The organism is Bradyrhizobium sp. CCGUVB1N3 (assembly GCF_024199925.1).
GTDB lineage: Bacteria > Pseudomonadota > Alphaproteobacteria > Rhizobiales > Xanthobacteraceae > Bradyrhizobium.
Map to the genome: position 1 here is coordinate 6,484,666 of NZ_JANADR010000001.1, position 17,210 is coordinate 6,501,875.

Annotated in this window: 15 protein-coding genes; 9 read left to right on the forward strand and 6 right to left on the reverse strand. The window is 65.0% G+C overall.

Translation table 11 applies throughout. The features are described from left to right. Positions 1-31: 31 nt before the first annotated feature. Positions 32-1,432 (forward strand): dihydrolipoyl dehydrogenase, encoded by a 1,401-nt coding sequence (gene lpdA / locus NLM33_RS30965; RefSeq protein ID WP_254101868.1) that lies wholly within the window; start codon positions 32-34, stop codon positions 1,430-1,432. Between the two features lie 33 nt (positions 1,433-1,465). Beyond that, complete coding sequence (locus NLM33_RS30970) at positions 1,466-1,996, forward strand: hypothetical protein (protein WP_254101871.1); 531 nt, start codon at positions 1,466-1,468, stop codon at positions 1,994-1,996. Positions 1,997-2,168: 172 nt separating this feature from the next. Here the strand turns inward: NLM33_RS30970 and NLM33_RS30975 are convergent, their stop codons facing one another. Together NLM33_RS30975 and NLM33_RS30980 are read right to left on the reverse strand one after the other, a co-directional pair. Beyond that, positions 2,169-2,762 (reverse strand): DUF4337 domain-containing protein, encoded by a 594-nt coding sequence (locus NLM33_RS30975; RefSeq protein ID WP_254101873.1) that lies wholly within the window; start codon positions 2,760-2,762, stop codon positions 2,169-2,171. 227 nt (positions 2,763-2,989) lie between these two features. Then, positions 2,990-3,955, reverse strand: a complete 966-nt coding sequence (locus NLM33_RS30980) for a tyrosine recombinase XerC (protein ID WP_254101875.1) — start codon at positions 3,953-3,955, stop codon at positions 2,990-2,992. Between the two features lie 120 nt (positions 3,956-4,075). Here NLM33_RS30980 and NLM33_RS30985 point away from each other — a divergent pair, with 120 nt between their 5' ends. Next, complete coding sequence (locus tag NLM33_RS30985; protein WP_254101877.1) at positions 4,076-6,286, forward strand: primosomal protein N'; 2,211 nt, start codon at positions 4,076-4,078, stop codon at positions 6,284-6,286. A 226-nt stretch (positions 6,287-6,512) separates the two neighbouring features. Here the strand turns inward: NLM33_RS30985 and NLM33_RS30990 are convergent, their stop codons facing one another. Further along, positions 6,513-7,022 (reverse strand): septal ring lytic transglycosylase RlpA family protein, encoded by a 510-nt coding sequence (locus tag NLM33_RS30990; protein WP_254101878.1) that lies wholly within the window; start codon positions 7,020-7,022, stop codon positions 6,513-6,515. Positions 7,023-7,661: 639 nt separating this feature from the next. Between NLM33_RS30990 and NLM33_RS30995 the strand changes: the two genes are divergently transcribed. The 6 genes from NLM33_RS30995 to NLM33_RS31020 all read left to right on the forward strand — a co-directional run bounded on the left by NLM33_RS30995 (position 7,662) and on the right by NLM33_RS31020 (position 14,616). Next, on the forward strand, positions 7,662-8,222 hold the full coding sequence (locus tag NLM33_RS30995) for a F0F1 ATP synthase subunit delta (RefSeq protein WP_254101879.1): 561 nt from the start codon (positions 7,662-7,664) through the stop codon (positions 8,220-8,222). Further along, positions 8,222-9,751, forward strand: coding sequence for a F0F1 ATP synthase subunit alpha (gene atpA, locus NLM33_RS31000; protein ID WP_254101880.1), 1,530 nt, complete (start codon positions 8,222-8,224; stop codon positions 9,749-9,751). Before NLM33_RS30995 ends, atpA begins: the two co-directional genes overlap by 1 nt. A 170-nt stretch (positions 9,752-9,921) precedes the next feature. Further along, positions 9,922-10,797 carry a F0F1 ATP synthase subunit gamma gene (locus NLM33_RS31005; protein ID WP_254101881.1) on the forward strand — a complete coding sequence of 292 codons (876 nt, stop codon included), beginning with the start codon at positions 9,922-9,924 and terminating at the stop codon, positions 10,795-10,797. Positions 10,798-10,851: 54 nt separating this feature from the next. After that, on the forward strand, positions 10,852-12,294 hold the full coding sequence (gene atpD, locus NLM33_RS31010; protein WP_254101882.1) for a F0F1 ATP synthase subunit beta: 1,443 nt from the start codon (positions 10,852-10,854) through the stop codon (positions 12,292-12,294). An 89-nt stretch (positions 12,295-12,383) separates the two neighbouring features. Beyond that, positions 12,384-12,791 carry a F0F1 ATP synthase subunit epsilon gene (locus tag NLM33_RS31015; RefSeq protein WP_254101883.1) on the forward strand — a complete coding sequence of 136 codons (408 nt, stop codon included), beginning with the start codon at positions 12,384-12,386 and terminating at the stop codon, positions 12,789-12,791. 142 nt (positions 12,792-12,933) lie between these two features. Then, the gene (locus NLM33_RS31020; protein WP_254101885.1) at positions 12,934-14,616 is read left to right on the forward strand and encodes an adenylate/guanylate cyclase domain-containing protein; all 1,683 of its coding nucleotides are present in this window, start codon (positions 12,934-12,936) and stop codon (positions 14,614-14,616) included. A 108-nt stretch (positions 14,617-14,724) separates the two neighbouring features. On the opposite strand, the gene NLM33_RS31025 is transcribed toward NLM33_RS31020, so the two are convergent. The 3 genes from NLM33_RS31025 to NLM33_RS31035 form a co-directional block, all read right to left on the reverse strand. Further along, a complete protein-coding gene (locus tag NLM33_RS31025; RefSeq protein ID WP_254101887.1) occupies positions 14,725-15,225 on the reverse strand; it encodes an RNA pyrophosphohydrolase in 501 nt (166 codons plus the stop codon). A gap of 96 nt (positions 15,226-15,321) precedes the next feature. After that, the gene (locus NLM33_RS31030; protein WP_254101888.1) at positions 15,322-15,828 is read right to left on the reverse strand and encodes an RNA pyrophosphohydrolase; all 507 of its coding nucleotides are present in this window, start codon (positions 15,826-15,828) and stop codon (positions 15,322-15,324) included. Positions 15,829-15,899: 71 nt separating this feature from the next. Next, on the reverse strand, positions 15,900-17,111 hold the full coding sequence (locus NLM33_RS31035; protein WP_254101889.1) for a divergent polysaccharide deacetylase family protein: 1,212 nt from the start codon (positions 17,109-17,111) through the stop codon (positions 15,900-15,902). Positions 17,112-17,210: the final 99 nt, after the last annotated feature.

Consider the following 17,210-nt stretch of genomic DNA (forward strand, 5'->3'; position numbering starts at 1 on the left):
CTTTCACGCTAAACCTACGGGACTTTCTCTCATGGCTACCTACGATCTCGTCGTCATCGGCACCGGACCGGGCGGTTATGTCTGCGCAGTGCGCGCGAGCCAGCTCGGCATGAAAGTCGCCGTGGTGGAAAAGAACGCCAGCCTCGGCGGCACCTGCCTCAATGTCGGCTGCATGCCGTCGAAGGCGCTGCTGCATGCTTCCGAGATGTTCGAGGAAGCCGCGCACTCCTTCGCCAAGATGGGCGTCTCGGTCTCGGCGCCGAAGCTCGAGCTTCCGGCGATGATGAACTTCAAGCAGCAGGGCATCGACGGCAACGTCAAGGGCGTCGAGTTCCTTATGAAGAAGAACAAGGTCGACGTTCTCAAGGGCACCGGCAAGATATTGGGCACCGGCAAGGTCGAGGTCTCCGCCGACGGCAAGTCGCAAACGATCGAGACCAAGAACATCGTGATCGCCACCGGCTCGGACATCGCGCGGCTGAAGGGCATCGAGATCGACGAGAAGCGCATCGTGTCGTCGACCGGCGCGCTGTCGCTGGAGAAGGTGCCGGGCAGGTTGCTGGTCATCGGCGCGGGCGTGATCGGGCTCGAGCTCGGCTCGGTCTGGCGCCGGCTCGGGTCCGAAGTCATGGTGGTCGAATTCCTCGATCGCATCCTGCCGGGCATGGATGGCGAGGTCGCACGGCAATTCCAGCGTATGCTGGAAAAGCAGGGATTTGCGTTCAAGCTGGGTTCGAAGGTCACCGGCGTCGAATCCAACGGCAAGGCGTTGCTTGCGAAGATCGAGCCGGCCGCGGGCGGTGCGGCCGAGACCATCGAAGCCGATGTCGTGCTGGTCTGCATCGGCCGCGTGCCCTACACCGACGGTCTCGGGCTGAAGGAGGCCGGCGTTGCGCTGGACAATCGCGGCCGCGTCCAGATCGATGCCCACTTCGCGACCACCCTGAAGGGGGTCTACGCCATCGGCGATGTCGTCGCCGGCCCGATGCTCGCGCACAAGGCGGAAGACGAAGGGGTTGCGGTTGCGGAAATTCTCGCCGGCCAGGCCGGCCACGTGAACTACGACGTGATCCCAGGTGTGGTGTATACCACGCCGGAAGTGTCCTCCGTCGGCAAGACCGAGGAAGAGCTGAAGCAGGCGGGCGTGGCCTATACCGTCGGGAAGTTTCCCTTTACCGCCAACGGCCGCTCCAAGGTCAACCAGACCACCGACGGTTTTGTGAAGATTCTCGCAGATGCGAAGACCGATCGCGTGCTTGGCGTGCATATTGTCGGCCGCGAAGCCGGCGAAATGATCCACGAGGCGTGCGTGCTGATGGAGTTTGGGGGCAGCGCGGAAGATCTCGCCCGTACCTGCCATGCGCATCCGACCCGCTCCGAGGCCGTCAAGGAAGCCGCGCTTGCAGTCGGCAAGCGGGCCATCCATATGTAGGCGACGCGCCGAGCCGAATCGGGCGGGAAAGACATGCTGCGCCGCCTTCTTCAACCGGTCTGGATCCTGCTGGCGATCATCTTTTTGATCGAAGCCTGGCTGTGGGACCATCTCGAGCCGATCGTGGCGCGTGTCGTCGCCGCGTTCCCGCTCGCGCGGCTCAAGGAATGGCTGACCGAGCGGGTCGACGCGCTGTCGCCGGCGATGACGCTGATCGTCTTCGCCGTGCCGATCATCCCGCTGTTTCCGCTCAAGCTGGTCGGGCTGTGGCTGCTCACCCATGAATACTGGATGAGCGCGGTGTTCACGATCCTGTTCGCCAAACTGCTCGGCGTCGGTGTCACCGCCTTCGTGTTCGATGTGACGCGCGACAAGCTCTTGGAGATGGCGTGGTTCGAGCGGCTCTATGATTTCGTGATGATGATCCGCGCCAAATCGACGGCGCTGGTCGAGCCGATGAAGCAGCGTCTCAAGGAAATCATCTCCGGCAATGGCGAGGGCTGGTCCGCCCGCACCTTCCGCCTGATCCAGCGCTTCCGCAAGAGCGTCCACGAGGCGCGGTAGCTGTCTGCTACGTATTCGGTGTCATTGCCCGCGCAGGCGGGCAATCCAGTATTCCAGAGACGGCGAAGCTCGATCCGAGAGGCCGCGGCGTACTGGATGCCCCGGTCAAGCCGGGGCATGACAGCGGTATGTGTGTGTCGGCTGATTTGCTGCGCCGTCTCTCTACGCCCCGCTACCCGTGCAGATGCAGCAGATGCGGCAACCACAGGCCGAGCGCGGTCATCACCATGCCGGCGAGCGTCAGGATGCCACCGACATAGGCGAGCGCAATGATGCCGGTGATGATGGTGGCCGAGGCCAGCACGATGCCGATCTGGAAGGCGGCCGAGGCCAGCTCGAAGTGATGGTACTTTGCGGTCGCCTCGTCGCGCTCGTGCTCGGCGTGCTTGGCCTTCTCGGCAAGCTGCTCGGTGCCCTCGCCGGTCTCCGGCTCGGAGCGATAGCGCGCCGCGGTCTTCTGCCAATCCTCGATCTGCTTCTGGATTGCCGCCTTGTTGGCGTCGTCGGAGGCCGTGCCCAGCGTGAGCTTGCCCTGCTCGCCCGCGGTCTGCACCACGGTGCGGCGGATGCTCTTGGCCTGGAAGAACGCCCAGAGATTGGCGGCCTCGACGTTCTTGCTGATCGCCTCGGTCTGCGCGCCCTTGCCGAGCGTCTCCGAGATCGCAAGGAACAGCGCCAGCACCGCGATCAATAGGGCGATCTTCTTGTTCTCGCCGGATGCGTGCTCGGCATGCTCGGCATGCTCCATGCTTTCGTGTGCGCTCATGATTCCCTCCTGCCTCGGTTCCCCACGATTGACCGAACCGCGGGCGCCGCGCAAGAGGCAAGCAAGTTGTGACGTCAGTGTGTCAGGTTACGCACTCTCGTGTCCCGGACGCGGCGCAGCGCGTAGCGCTGCGACGCTGAGCCGGGACCCATCGCGACGCGTGCCCCGGCTCAGCAGCGCATCACTGCGTGACGCGCTGCGTCCGGGGCACGAGAGCTGCGCTGGTGTCAGCGTCGCGGATGCGCGCTGGCGTAGACTTCGAGCAGCCGCTCGGAATCGATGCCGGTATAGACCTGCGTGGTCGACAGCGAGGAATGGCCGAGCAATTCCTGGATCGCGCGCAAGTCGCCGCCGCGCGACAAGAGATGCGTGGCAAAGGAATGCCGCAGCGCATGCGGCGTCGCGCTGTCGGGCAGGCCAAGTGCGCCGCGCAGCCGCTCCATCGCGAGCTGGATAATGCGCGGGCTCAAGGGCCCGCCGCGCGCGCCGACGAAGATCGGCCCTTCGGCGGGAAGCGGATACGGGCACATCGCGACATATTCGGCGACCAGCGCCAGCACGTTTTGCAGCACCGGCACCATGCGCGTCTTGTTGCCCTTGCCGGTGACGACGAGCACGTCGCCTTCACCGGGGCGCGGCACGTCGCGCCGCTTCAGCCCCAGGGCTTCCGAGATGCGCAGGCCCGAACCGTAGAGCAGGGCCATCACGGCGGCGTCGCGCACGAGGATCCAGGTCTCGCGCTCTTCGCCGGCGCGCTCGTCGGCGTCAGCGAGGCGCTTTGCGGACGCCATCGGCAGCGGCTTCGGCAGGCTCTTGGCCACCTTCGGCGCGCGGATCGCCGAGAGCGCGCCGACCTTGCCCTTGCCTTCACGTTCCAGGAAGCGGCCGAACGAGCGCAGGCCCGCAAGCGCGCGCATCAGGGAGCGGCCGGCGACGTCGTCGGCGCGGCGCATCGCCATGAAGGCTCTGATGTCGCTGGCCTCGAGCGCGGCGAAGCGCTTCAGCGTCACGCGCTCGCCCCAATGCCTGCAGATGAAATCCAGGCACTGCCTGAGATCGCGGGCATAGGCCTCCAGCGTCTTCGGCGACAGCCGCCGCTCGGCGCCGAGATGCGACAGCCAGCGCATCATCTCCTGCGCGATGCTCTCATCGGCGCTGGCGAGCTCGATTTTCGGGGCGGCCGCTTTGCTCATGAGCTCTGGACGTGGTGATTCCGCACAGTATATCGCATCACACTCGTTTATCGTTCGCTAAGGCCGCCGCGCGCGGCTAGCCTTGAGGCCCGGGTTCCGATTCTCCGTCCAAGACCATTCATGGATCATTCGTCGCCTAGCCACACTGTCCCCGCCATTTCGACCCGCATGGTCGACGTGCTGGTGCCGGTCGCGCTCGACCAGACCTATTCCTATCGCGTGCCGCGCGGCATGGAATTGAAGGCGGGCGATCTCGTCGGCGTGCCGCTCGGCCCGCGCGAGGTGCTGGCGGTGGTGTGGGCGGAGAATGCCAATCCGGATCCGCGCCTGCACAACCGTCTGAAGGACGTCAGCGAGAAGCTCGACGTTCCGCCGCTCAAGAGCGAGCTGCGCGCGCTGGTCGACTGGGTTGCCAACTATACGCTCGGTCCGCGGGGCATGGTTTTGCGCATGTGCCTGCGCATGGGCGAAAATCTCGGGCCCGAACGGATGCGTGCCGGCGTGCGGCTGGTCGGCGATCCCCCAAGGCGGCTGACGCCGGCGCGGCGGCGGGTGATCGAGGTGCTGTCGGATCGTCTGCTGCACGGCAAGTCCGATGTCGTGAAGGAGGCGGGCGTCTCGGCCGGCGTGATCGACGGCCTGGTCGACGAAGGTACGCTCACGGTCGAGCCGCTGCCGCCGCCGCCACCACCGCCGGCGCCCGATCCCGCTTTCGGCCAGCCGGAATTCACGCAACTGCAACGCACTGCGGTCGATGCGATGCGCGCGCTTGCGGCCAACGGCACGTTTCATGTCGCCCTCCTCGACGGCGTCACCGGCTCGGGGAAGACCGAGGTCTATTTCGAGGCGGTCGCCGAGACCATCCGCCGCGGCAAGCAGTCGTTGATCCTGATGCCGGAGATCGCGCTCACCGGCCAGTTCCTCGATCGCTTCGCGCAGCGGTTTGGCGTGCGGCCGCTCGAATGGCATTCGGAGCTCACCCCGCGCACCCGCGCGCGCAACTGGGCGGCGATCTCGCAAGGCAGCGCGCCGGTCGTGGTCGGTGCGCGCTCGGCGCTGTTTTTGCCCTATGCCGATCTCGGCCTCATCGTCGTGGATGAAGAGCACGACCAGGCCTACAAGCAGGATGACGGCGTGCATTATCACGCCCGCGACATGGCGGTGGTGCGGGCGCATATCGCAAAAATTCCGATCGTGCTGGCGTCCGCGACGCCGTCGGTCGAGTCAGAGGTCAATGTGCGCAAGGGACGCTACCAGCGCATCGCGCTGCCCTCGCGCTTCGGCGGCCAGCACATGCCGCATATCGAGGCGATCGATTTGCGCCGCGAGCAGCCGGCGCGTGGCCGCTTCATCTCGCCGCGCCTCGCCGGCGAGATCCGGACCGCGATCGAAAAGCGTGAGCAGGCGCTCTTGTTCCTCAATCGCCGCGGCTACGCGCCGCTGACGCTGTGCCGCGCCTGCGGCCATCGCTTTGCCTGCACCATCTGCGATGCCTGGCTGGTCGATCACAGATTCCGCCAGCGGCTGGTCTGCCATCACTGCGGCTTCTCGATGCCGCGGCCGAACGTCTGCCCGCATTGCGCGGCGGAGGAATCGCTGGTTGCGGTCGGGCCCGGCGTCGAGCGCTTGCAGGAGGAGGCGGCAGCGCTGTTCCCGCAAGCGCGCGCCATGGTGCTGTCGAGCGATCTCATCACCTCGATCGAGACGATGCGCTCGGAGCTGAACGACATTGCCGAGGGCCGCGTCGATATCATCATCGGCACGCAGCTCGTCGCCAAGGGCCATAATTTCCCGCGGCTCAATCTGGTCGGCGTGGTCGATGCGGATCTCGGCTTAAGCAACGGCGATCCGCGCGCGGCAGAGCGCACCTGGCAGTTGCTCAACCAGGTGATCGGCCGCGCCGGCCGCGAGCAGGGCCGTGGCGTCGGCTATCTGCAGACCCATCAGCCCGAGCATCCCGTGATGAAGGCGCTGATCGCCTGCGATCGCGAGGCGTTCTACGACAGCGAGATCGATCTGCGCGAGCGCACGCTCTATCCGCCGTTCGGGCGGCTCGCGGGCCTGATCATTTCCGCGGGCGATCGACCGAGTGCCGAAGGCTTTGCGCGCCGGCTCGTTGCGGTGGCGCCGCGCGACGAGCGCGTGAAGGTGCTCGGGCCGGCGGAAGCGCCGCTCGCCGTGATCAAGGGCCGCTATCGCTTCCGCATCCTGGTGAAATCGGCGCGCGGCTTCGATCTCTCGGACTATTTGCGCAATTGGCTGGCCGTGGCGCCGAAGCCGAAAGGCAATCTCAAGCTCGAGACCGACGTCGACCCGCAGAGCTTTTTGTAGGGCTCACTGTTATTCCGGGGTACGCGAAGCGTGAACCCGGAACCTCGAGATTCTCAGGTGCGCAATGGCGCACCATAGTTCGATGCTGCGCATCGCCCCGGAATCATCACCAGGCAACGAAAAAGCCCGCCGTCCCCCAAGACGGCGGGCTTGTTTCGAGCGCGCAGCAAATCTCACAAGGTTCCTTGCGGACGATGCATTTGCTGGGCTCGTTATTGACGACGCGTCAGGAGACGACCTCGGCGGTTACGCGGCCGACGCCGGCGCCGGTCAGGCCGATGGCGCGGGCAGCACCGGTGGAGAGGTCGAGGACACGGCCGCGAACGAACGGGCCACGGTCATTGATGGTGACGATGACGCTCTGGCCGCCATGGGTGACGCGCAGCTTGGTGCCGAACGGCAGCGAACGGTGCGCCGCGGTCATGGCGTTCTGGTTGAAGCGTGCGCCCGACGCGGTGCGGCTGCCGGACTCATTGCCGTAATAGGAGGCCATGCCGGAGAAGCTGTGGCCCGAACCCGAAGAGGGCGCCACGGAGGCGTTGGCGTTCATCCAGGAGCCCGCATTGGACGTATCGCTGGTGCTGGCCTCGTGATGGCCGTGGTGGTGCCGGTAATGGTGATGCCGGGATTTGGCGGATGCATCGGTGGCAGTTCCACCGACGACGAGAGTGGCAGCGACGAAAGCGATCGCCGTGCGCGGCCGGGTTGCGAACCCCAATGTCTTCAATGACAACATTTTTTGGTCCCTACGCTAGTATTGCCACATATGTGGCTAGTGGAGCCCCCATCAGTTTGTGAGCGGTTGCGCGTTTCACGGTGCAATGCGGCATGAATTGGGCAGTAATTTCGGTATGTGCCCGGATGAAATATCTTGTTGTCTTGCCAGATATTCGACGGACGTTTCGTCATCTCTGGCATTAACGATTGGTTAACTATTCGAATACTTACGAATACTGTAAAACCAAGTTATCGGCGGGCGTGTTGAGAATTTGATAAGTAATTGACCAAGTGAAGCGGCGGCGGTCAGACTCACGCCTCTGCGAGCTGTGTTCATGGCGGCTATGCGTAAATGGCAGGAACGAATTCCTGTCGGGCCGGCCGCGGGGGGCGGGGGCAGAATTGTGGCGCGGCGCCGTGTGGCCTGCCGTGCTCGTGACCCACAACAGGGACGGAGAGCCGCAGCCTTTAATTTGGCGTCATGTTGCACCTGCGCGCCTGCTATGTTAGCAAAGCCGCGATTTTAACGAGCCCGGCACATCCCTGTGTCGGTCGAAAATCGAAGTCCCGCTTGAATTCCAAGGGCTTGGATCGCTAGGCGCCGCTTCGTGGCGACGGTTTTTCCCTTGCGAGTTTGACAGCTATAAAGAGCGCGTCTGTGGCTGCAGAAGATACGTCCGTTTCAGGTGTGTCCGGTCGTTATGCAACGGCCTTGTTTGAACTGGCCCGCGACCAGAATGTGGTCGATGCGGTCAAAGCCGATCTCGACCGGTTCGGCACCATGCTCAGCGAGAGCGCCGATCTGAAGCGCCTCGTCCGCAGCCCGGTGTTCTCGGCAGATAGCCAGTCCAAGGCGCTGTCCGCGGTGCTGGACAAGGCCGGCATCACCGGCATTTCCGCCAATTTCCTCAAGGTGCTGACCGCCAACCGCCGGCTGTTCGCGGTGGCCGACGTCATCCGCGCCTACGGCGCGCTGGTCGCCAAATATAAAGGCGAGGCCTCTGCCGACGTGACCGTCGCGGAGCCGCTCTCGGACAAGAACCTCGACGCCCTCAAGGCCGCCCTCAAGTCGGTGACCGGCAAGGACGTCGCGCTCAACGTGAAAGTCGATCCCTCGATCATCGGCGGCCTCGTCGTCAAGCTTGGCAGCCGCATGATCGATAGTTCGCTTCGCACCAAACTCAATTCGATCAAGCACGCGATGAAAGAGGCAGGCTGATGGACATCCGCGCCGCGGAAATTTCCGCGATCCTCAAGGACCAGATCAAGAATTTCGGCCAGGAAGCTGAAGTCTCCGAAGTCGGACAGGTGCTGTCCGTCGGCGACGGCATCGCCCGCGTCTACGGTCTGGACAACGTCCAGGCCGGTGAAATGGTCGAGTTCGAGAACGGCACCCGCGGCATGGCGCTGAACCTCGAAACCGACAACGTCGGTATCGTTATTTTCGGCGCCGACCGCGAGATCAAGGAAGGCCAGACCGTCAAGCGTACCCGCGCCATCGTGGACGCGCCGGTCGGCAAGGGCCTGCTCGGCCGCGTCGTCGACGCGCTGGGTAACCCGATCGACGGCAAGGGCCCGATCCAGGCCGACAAGCGCATGCGCGTCGACGTCAAGGCGCCCGGCATCATTCCGCGCAAGTCGGTGAACGAGCCGATGGCGACCGGCCTCAAGGCGATCGACGCCCTGATCCCGATCGGCCGCGGCCAGCGCGAGCTGATCATCGGCGACCGCCAGACCGGCAAGACCGCGATCGCGCTCGACACCATCCTGAACCAGAAGCCGCTCAACGCGCAGCCGGACGAGAACATCAAGCTGTATTGCGTCTACGTCGCGATCGGCCAGAAGCGTTCCACCGTCGCCCAGTTCGTGAAGGTGCTGGAAGAGCAGGGCGCGCTCGAATACTCGATCATCGTCGCCGCGACCGCGTCGGATCCGGCGCCGATGCAGTACATCGCCCCCTTCACCGGCTGCACCATGGGCGAGTACTTCCGCGACAACGGCATGCACGCCGTCATCATCTATGACGATTTGTCCAAGCAGGCCGTCGCCTACCGCCAGATGTCGCTGCTGCTGCGCCGCCCGCCGGGCCGCGAAGCCTATCCGGGCGACGTGTTCTACCTGCACTCCCGCCTGCTCGAGCGCGCGGCGAAGCTCAACAAGGACCAGGGCTCGGGCTCGCTGACGGCGCTGCCGGTCATCGAAACCCAGGCCAACGACGTGTCGGCCTACATCCCGACCAACGTCATCTCGATCACCGACGGCCAGATCTTCCTGGAAACCGACCTGTTCTTCCAGGGCATCCGCCCCGCGGTGAACGTCGGTCTGTCGGTGTCGCGCGTCGGCTCCTCGGCGCAGACCAAGGCCACCAAGAAGGTCGCCGGCAAGATCAAGGGCGAGCTCGCGCAGTACCGCGAAATGGCGGCGTTCGCGCAGTTCGGCTCCGACCTCGACGCCTCGACCCAGCGCCTGCTCAACCGCGGCTCGCGCCTGACCGAACTCCTGAAGCAGCCGCAGTTCGCGCCGCTGAAGATGGAAGAGCAGGTCTGCGTGATCTGGGCCGGCACCAACGGCTATCTCGATCCGCTGCCGCTCAACAAGGTGCGGGCGTTCGAGGACGGTCTGTTGTCGCTGCTGCGCGGCAAGAACGTCGAGATCCTCAATGCGATCCGCGACAGCCGCGACCTCTCGGACGACAGCGCGGCCAAGCTGAAGGCCGTGGTCGAAGGCTTCGCGAAGTCCTTCGCTTAAGAGTGCAACGTCCTGGCCGGGCGAAAGCGCGAAGCGCGTCTTCGCATTTCACGTCCCGGCCATCCACCCGTGTGGAGACGAAGACGTGGATGCCCGGGACAAGCCCGGGCATGACGATAGGATAGGCAGCGGCTTGATCGTAAGGGTCGAACCGTCGGGGTGAACGAAGAATGGCGTCTCTCAAAGACATGCGCGTCCGCATCGCCTCGACCAAGGCGACGCAGAAGATCACCAAGGCGATGCAGATGGTCGCGGCGTCCAGATTGCGCCGCGCTCAGCAAGCGGCCGAAGCGGCGCGGCCCTATGCCGACAAGATGGGCGCGGTGATCGCCAATATCGCCAGCGCCGCCGCGGGCTCGCCCGGTGCGCCGACCCTGCTGACCGGCACCGGCAAGGACCAGGTTCACCTGCTGCTGGTGTGCACCGGCGAGCGCGGCCTGTCTGGCGCCTTCAACTCCTCGATCGTGCGTCTGGCGCGCGACCGCGCACTGGCGCTGATGAACGAGGGCAAGGAAGTCAAATTCTTCTGCGTCGGCCGCAAGGGCTATGAGCAGCTCCGCCGCCTGTTCGAGAAGCAGATCGTCGAGCATCTCGACCTGCGCAGTGTTCGCCAGCTCGCCTTCGTCAACGCCGAGGACATCGCCAAGAAGGTGCTGGCCCGTTTCGATAACGGCGAGTTCGACGTCTGCACGCTGTTCTACGCGCAGTTCAAGTCGGTGATCGCCCAAATTCCGACCGCGCAGCAGCTCATTCCGCTGGCCTTGGAAGAAAAGGCGGCGAACGCGCCGTCGACGTCCTACGAATATGAGCCGGAGGAGGACGAGCTCCTCTCCCGCCTTCTGCCGCGCAATATCGCGGTGCAGATTTTCCGCGCGCTGCTCGAAAACAACGCCTCGTTCTATGGCGCGCAGATGAGCTCGATGGACAACGCCACCCGCAACGCGGGTGAAATGATTCGCAAGCAAACCCAGATCTACAACCGAACCCGTCAAGCCCAGATCACCAAGGAGCTGATCGAGATCATCTCCGGCGCCGAGGCGGTCTGACGCAAGAATCGAACGACGGTCGTTCAAGTACACAAATTCGAAGGAGAGCTAATCATGGCCACAGCCGCTAAGCAGATCGGTCGCGTCACCCAGGTCATGGGCGCTGTCGTCGACGTGCAGTTCGAGGGCCACCTGCCGGCCATTCTCAATTCGCTGGAGACCAAGAACGGCAACATCCGCCTCGTGCTGGAAGTTGCGCAGCATCTCGGTGAGTCCACAGTGCGCACGATCGCGATGGACGTGACCGAAGGTCTGGTCCGCGGCCAGGAAGTGACCGACACCGGCCAGCCGATCGCGGTTCCGGTGGGCGACGGCACGCTCGGCCGCATCATGAACGTGATCGGCGAGCCGATCGACGAAGCCGGTCCGATCAAGTCGGAAGGCCTGCGCGCCATCCACCAGGAGGCGCCGACCTACACCGACCAGTCGACCGAAGCTGAAATTCTCGTCACCGGCATCAAGGTCGTCGATCTTCTTGCTCCGTACGCGAAGGGCGGCAAGATCGGCCTGTTCGGCGGCGCCGGCGTCGGCAAGACCGTGCTGATTCAGGAGCTGATCAACAACGTCGCCAAGGCGCACGGCGGTTACTCCGTGTTCGCAGGCGTCGGCGAGCGCACCCGCGAAGGCAACGACCTCTATCACGAGTTCATCGAGTCCAAGGTCAACGCCGATCCGCACAATCCGGATCCGAGCGTGAAGTCGAAGTGCGCGCTGGTGTTCGGCCAGATGAACGAGCCGCCGGGCGCGCGTGCCCGCGTCGGCCTGACCGGTCTGACCGTTGCCGAGCACTTCCGCGACCAGGGCCAGGACGTGCTGTTCTTCGTCGACAACATCTTCCGCTTCACGCAAGCGGGCTCGGAAGTGTCGGCGCTGCTCGGCCGTATTCCTTCGGCGGTGGGTTATCAGCCGACGCTCGCCACCGACATGGGCGCGCTGCAGGAGCGCATCACCACCACCCAGAAGGGCTCGATCACTTCGGTGCAGGCGATCTACGTGCCGGCCGACGACTTGACCGACCCGGCGCCGGCGACCTCGTTCGCCCACTTGGACGCGACCACCGTGCTGTCGCGCGCGATCTCGGAAAAGGGCATCTACCCCGCGGTGGACCCGCTCGACTCGACATCGCGCATGCTCTCCCCGCTCGTCGTCGGCGAAGAGCACTACTCCACCGCCCGCATGGTCCAGCAGGTGCTCCAGCGCTACAAGTCGCTCCAGGACATCATCGCCATTCTCGGCATGGACGAGCTCTCGGAAGAGGACAAGCTGACGGTGGCCCGCGCCCGCAAGATCGAGCGCTTCCTGTCGCAGCCGTTCCACGTCGCCGAAGTCTTCACCGGCTCGCCCGGCAAGTTCGTCGAGCTCGCGGACACCATCAAGGGCTTCCGCGGCCTCTGCGAAGGCAAGTACGACCACCTCCCGGAAGCCGCCTTCTACATGGTCGGCACCATCGAAGAGGCGGTCGAGAAGGGCAAGAAGCTCGCCGCTGAAGCGGCTTAAGGGGCGAATGGCGAATGGGGAGTAGCGAATAGTTTCGCTGCCTCTTTTCGCCACTCGCTATTCGCCATTCGCTATTCGCAAGGTTCTCCATGGCCACCTTCCACTTCGATCTCGTCTCTCCCGAAAAGCTCGCCTTCTCCGGCGAGGTCGATCAGGTCGACATTCCCGGCTGGGAAGGTGATTTCGGCGTGCTCGCCGGACATGCGCCGGTGGTGGCCGCAGTGCGGCCGGGCATCCTGACCATTTTCATCGGCGGCCAGAAGCAGAAGGTCATCGTGACCGGCGGCCTCGCCGAAGTCTCCGACAACCGCCTGACGGTCCTCGCCGACGTCGCCACCTCGATCGACGAGCTCGACCGGGCGCAGTTCGCCGATACCATCACGCAGATGCAGGAGAAGCTCTCCGAGAAGGAAGGCGGCGAGCTCGATCTCGCGATCGCGCGGCTCGACCACTACAAGAGCATCCAGAGCCAGCTCAACACGACGGCGATGCACTAGCCTCACGCAGATCGCCGCTCCGTCGAAAAACCGTAATAGATTCAGCGCTCGTCACGGAAGTGACGGGCGCTGAAACCTTATTGCACCGCGTCTTGGATAGCGGCATTCTGCCGCTGCAAATGGAGTTCCAGGGCTGGTGCAGATGAAACGCAAGATCGCGGCGATCTTCGCAGCCGATATTGCCGGTTATTCCAGGCTGGTCGCGGAAGACGAAGAGGAGACGCTGCGGCGTCTTGCCTCCTATCGGTCCGTCGTCGACGATTTCATTGCGAAGGCGGGCGGGCGGATCTTCAATACCGCCGGCGATGCCGTGCTCGCGGAATTTCCGAGCGCAGTGGATGCGGTGCGCTGCGCGATCGACATCCAGGAATCCCTGCGGACCCGCAACATGGCCTATCCGCCGAGCCGGCAGATGTCGTTCCGCATCGGCATCACCATCGGCGACGTCGTCGAGCGCGACGGCGATCTGTTGGGCGATGGCGTCAACATCGCCGCGCGCCTCGAGGGGCTCGCCGAAGTCGGCGGCATCTGCGTCTCGCGAGCGGTGCACGAGCAGGTCGCCAACAAGCTCTCGGTGCAGTTCGCCGATATCGGGGCGCAGGAGGTCAAGAACATTCCGACCCCCGTGCACGCCTACATGGTCGCGATGCGCCGCGAGGACGGAAGCTATGCGCAGCCACAGGTGAAGAAGGCGGGCGCGAAGGCCGCGCCGGCGCCGAACTGGATGTGGCCGCTGGTGGTCGCGGTGGTCTCGATCGTTGCGATCGGCGTTGCGGGCTTTCTCTACTTCACCAAGCTGGAGCAGACATCGACGGTGGTTGCGACGTCGAGCCCGCCGTCAGCCGCAACCGCGGCCGCCGTGCCGAGCACGCCTGCGACGCCGGCCAGCACGGCGGCAAGCCCAGCGGCAAAAGCACCTGCGAGCGCGCCGACCGCGGCCCCGACTGCGACGGCTGCAGCCACACCCAACCCGGCGCCGTCGCCGCCGGCCGCCGCAGCCGCCGCCAAGTTCCCGGCCGCCGCCGTTCCTTTCGTCAGCGAACGCGTGCGCAGCTACCTGAGCAATGAGTACACGGCGGCCGTCGACTACAAGGCGTTCGCGTTGAACATTGGCGGTTTCACCGGCGCGGCGCTCAATCAGCCGAGCGAGGACGCCGCACGAAACGCTGCCGTCGAACAGTGCCAGAAGCGCGCCGATACCGCGCAATCGCCGCGCCGCTGCGAGATCTACGCGGTCGGCAACAATGTGGTCTATGCGCACGGCAAGCCGCCGATGCCGCCGCAGCCCTTCATGCGGCACGACACGATGACCGAACGTGCATTCGTGTCTAAGGATGTGCCGCTGCTGCGGGATCAGGGCAAGCAACGGCTCGAGACCATGTTCCTCCCGGCGGCCAAATCGCGGGCGCTCGCACTCGGGCCCGGCGCGGCTCAGTACTTCATGATTTTCGGCGCGCCGTCACTTGACGAGGCGATGCGCCGCGCGCTGGAGTCCTGTGGCGCGATCGCCGGTGTCGCCTGCATGATCATCGCGGTCGACGACAATTTCGTCGTGCCGATTCCGAGCCTGTTCAAGGTCACCGGTTTCTTCCACGCGGCGGGCAACGCCTCGATCGCGGCTGACGCACGCGACGACGTCGTGCGCAAGCTTGGCGATGCGATGGGCTGGAACGCGGTGGCCGTCGGCACCACGGGACGTCCGGGTCTCGGCCTGAAGTCCGCCGACGAGCAGGGCGCCGTCAACGCGGCGCTTGCCGATTGCGCCAAGCGCGACAGCGATTGCCACGTCATCGCCGTCGGCCCGTTCACGGTGGGCCCGAATTAAAAGCGCGTCCTGCCCCTGATTTTACCCAACATCTCAGTGGCTTCGCAGAAGCCACAGCGCATCACGCCGGCACATGTCGGCTACTGTGCATGGGGTTGTTTTCGACATTTAGGTTCCGAACGGCGCGAAGTGCTGCGCCACCGCGCGATAAACCTCGCGGCGGAACGGCACCACGAGATCGGCAACGCGATCAAGCCGCTCCCAGCGCCAGGCATCGAACTCCGCAGGCTGGCCGTTGCGCGGCGTCAGCGGATCGATCTCCTCGTCACGCCCCGTGAAGCGTAGCGCGAACCATTTTTGCCGCTGGCCGCGGAATTTCGCCAGGCGATGCGTTTGCGGCCCGTCATAGGGCGGAAAGTCGTAGCTGAACCAGTCGGTCTCGCCGAGATATTCGGCACTCTTGACGCTGGTCTCCTCCCAGAGCTCGCGCATGGCGGCATCGCGCAGGTCCTCGCCCTCGTCGACGCCGCCCTGCGGCATCTGCCAGTCCAGTCCGGGCAGGATGATTTCGGGGCCGTCACCGCGGAAGCGATGGCCGATCAGCACCTGGCCGGCGGCATTGAACAACGCGATCCCGACATTGGGACGATAGGGCTTTTGATTTGTCATAAGTCATCTTCTTTCCGTCATTCCGGGGCGATGCGTCAGCATCGCGCCCGGAATCTCCAGCTTCCGGGTTCGCGCGCCCCGGAATGACGGTCGGTGTTACTCGTCCGCCAGCGCGGCAAATTCCTGCACCACGCGATCATAGACCGGGCGCTTGAAGGGAATGATCAGCGAGGACAGATTTTTCATCTGCTCCCAGCGCCAGGTGACGAATTCCGCCTTGTGACCGCCGCCGCCGGGATGGGCGACGTCGATCTCGCTGTCCTTGCCGGTAAAGCGCATGGCGTACCATTTCTGGCGCTGGCCGCGGTAACGGCCTTTCCAGGCACGGCCCGCGACGGTGCGCGGAATGTCGTAGGTGAGCCAGTCGGCGACCTCGCCGAGCCGTTCCACCGAGCGCACGCTGGTCTCCTCGTAGAGCTCGCGCGTGGCGGCTTCCCAGGTATCCTCGCCGGGATCGACGCCGCCTTGCGGCATCTGCCAGACATGGGTCTCGTCGACATGCTCGATGCCGCCGGCGCGGCGCCCGATGAAGACCCGTCCGTCCTTGTTGAGCAGCATCACCCCGACGCAGGTCCGGTAGGGCAGATCCTCGTAACGCGTCATTCCGCCAAACCTCTCGCCACTCGTGGCCGACCTTTTCGGTCCCGGGGGACCTGCCGTGCCAATCCGTTGATTCAGCTGGATTTTGATTTCAACATCGCGGTTGTCAATGGCACCAGCAGGACACCGCGGTCGGGAAGCGTCTTGATCCAGGCACCTAACCGCTCGATCGAGACGGGCAGGGCGGAGGCGGTGCCGATGGCGACGCCGCGCTCGCGGGCGATGGATTCCAGCTTGTTCAGGGCGCGGTCGATCTCGGTGCCGGTCGGCACCGCGTCGATCGCGATGTCACCCTTGCCGAACGGCATGGCCTGGCTTGCGGCGGCCTGGGGCGCGACACTGCGCGGCGAGGCGCCGTCGTCGAAGAAGCCGAGTCCGCGCTTGGCCGCCTCGCGCACGATCGGCTGCATCGCCGCGTCGGTGGCGATGAAACGCGCGCCCATGAAATTGGCAAGGCCCGCATAGCCCTGCATCCGGCTCAGATGCCAGTACAGCCGGTCCATGTTCTGGTCCGCGCTCAGCGAAGTCAGCAGGGTCTGCGGGCCCGGATCATTGTCGGGGAAGTCGTAGGGCTCCATCGGGATCTGGAGGAAGATCTCGTGGCGCTGGGCGCGGGCCCGCTCGGCGAGTTTTCCGGGATCTGATCCATAAGGCGTGAAGGCCAGCGTCACCGCGCCCGGCAGCTTCATGATCGCGTCAGCCGTCTTGGCCGCACCGACGCCGAGCCCGCCGATGACGATCGCGACGACGGGCGTCTTGGCCGCCTTGGCGCGGTCGGCCTCCGCCGCATAGGCCGTGAACGGCTTCAGGTCGGCGGCCGCAACCGGGATCATGCCGTAGCGCGACTTCTCGAGGAGCCGTTGGTCGACCCCGGACATAATGGGCGGTGCTGCGGAGGCAGGCTCGCCCTTGTCTGCAGCCTCGCCGCCGCTGCCGATCATGACGTCGTGGCGGGCGCCGCTCGAGCCGTCGATGATGGTGACGGTCTTCTGGTCGCCGGGCGCAGCCTGCTTCGGCGCTGCCTTGGTCTCATGGCCCGAACTTTCGGGCGCGGCGGTTGCCGGCTTGTCCTCGGCGGCCTTCTGCTCGCGGATGGCAACGCGCGTGATTGGCTCGCCGCCGAGCGGGTCCTTGTTGAAGACGGCAAAGCCGGCAAAGGTCGCGAGGAACAGGAGAAGCAGGACGCCGAGCGCCTGGAGTCCCGTGAACGGCAGCCGCAGCCGGCGTCTCCGCCGCGGCTTGTCCTGTCCGAGCGGGGCGCTCAGATCATCGGCCGTTTCAGTCATGCGCGATCCCGAATCACTCGGCCATGACGATACCACGGCCGGGTCAAGCGGCGGCAGGCCGGGGGTCTACAGGGGCGGAGCTTCCCAGCAAAAAGGGCG

Excerpts from the sequence above, each read along its gene's own strand:
- lpdA (WP_254101868.1), top strand. The coding sequence starts at position 32 with ATGGCTACCTACGATCTCGTCGTCATCGGCACCGGACCGGGCGGTTAT.
- NLM33_RS30970 (WP_254101871.1), top strand. The coding sequence starts at position 1,466 with ATGCTGCGCCGCCTTCTTCAACCGGTCTGGATCCTGCTGGCGATCATC.
- NLM33_RS30975 (WP_254101873.1), bottom strand. The coding sequence starts at position 2,762 with ATGAGCGCACACGAAAGCATGGAGCATGCCGAGCATGCCGAGCACGCA.
- NLM33_RS30980 (WP_254101875.1), bottom strand. The coding sequence starts at position 3,955 with ATGAGCAAAGCGGCCGCCCCGAAAATCGAGCTCGCCAGCGCCGATGAG.
- NLM33_RS30985 (WP_254101877.1), top strand. The coding sequence starts at position 4,076 with ATGGATCATTCGTCGCCTAGCCACACTGTCCCCGCCATTTCGACCCGC.
- NLM33_RS30990 (WP_254101878.1), bottom strand. The coding sequence starts at position 7,022 with ATGTTGTCATTGAAGACATTGGGGTTCGCAACCCGGCCGCGCACGGCG.
- atpA (WP_254101880.1), top strand. The coding sequence starts at position 8,222 with ATGGACATCCGCGCCGCGGAAATTTCCGCGATCCTCAAGGACCAGATC.
- NLM33_RS31005 (WP_254101881.1), top strand. The coding sequence starts at position 9,922 with ATGGCGTCTCTCAAAGACATGCGCGTCCGCATCGCCTCGACCAAGGCG.
- atpD (WP_254101882.1), top strand. The coding sequence starts at position 10,852 with ATGGCCACAGCCGCTAAGCAGATCGGTCGCGTCACCCAGGTCATGGGC.
- NLM33_RS31015 (WP_254101883.1), top strand. The coding sequence starts at position 12,384 with ATGGCCACCTTCCACTTCGATCTCGTCTCTCCCGAAAAGCTCGCCTTC.
- NLM33_RS31020 (WP_254101885.1), top strand. The coding sequence starts at position 12,934 with ATGAAACGCAAGATCGCGGCGATCTTCGCAGCCGATATTGCCGGTTAT.
- NLM33_RS31025 (WP_254101887.1), bottom strand. The coding sequence starts at position 15,225 with ATGACAAATCAAAAGCCCTATCGTCCCAATGTCGGGATCGCGTTGTTC.
- NLM33_RS31030 (WP_254101888.1), bottom strand. The coding sequence starts at position 15,828 with ATGACGCGTTACGAGGATCTGCCCTACCGGACCTGCGTCGGGGTGATG.
- NLM33_RS31035 (WP_254101889.1), bottom strand. The coding sequence starts at position 17,111 with ATGACTGAAACGGCCGATGATCTGAGCGCCCCGCTCGGACAGGACAAG.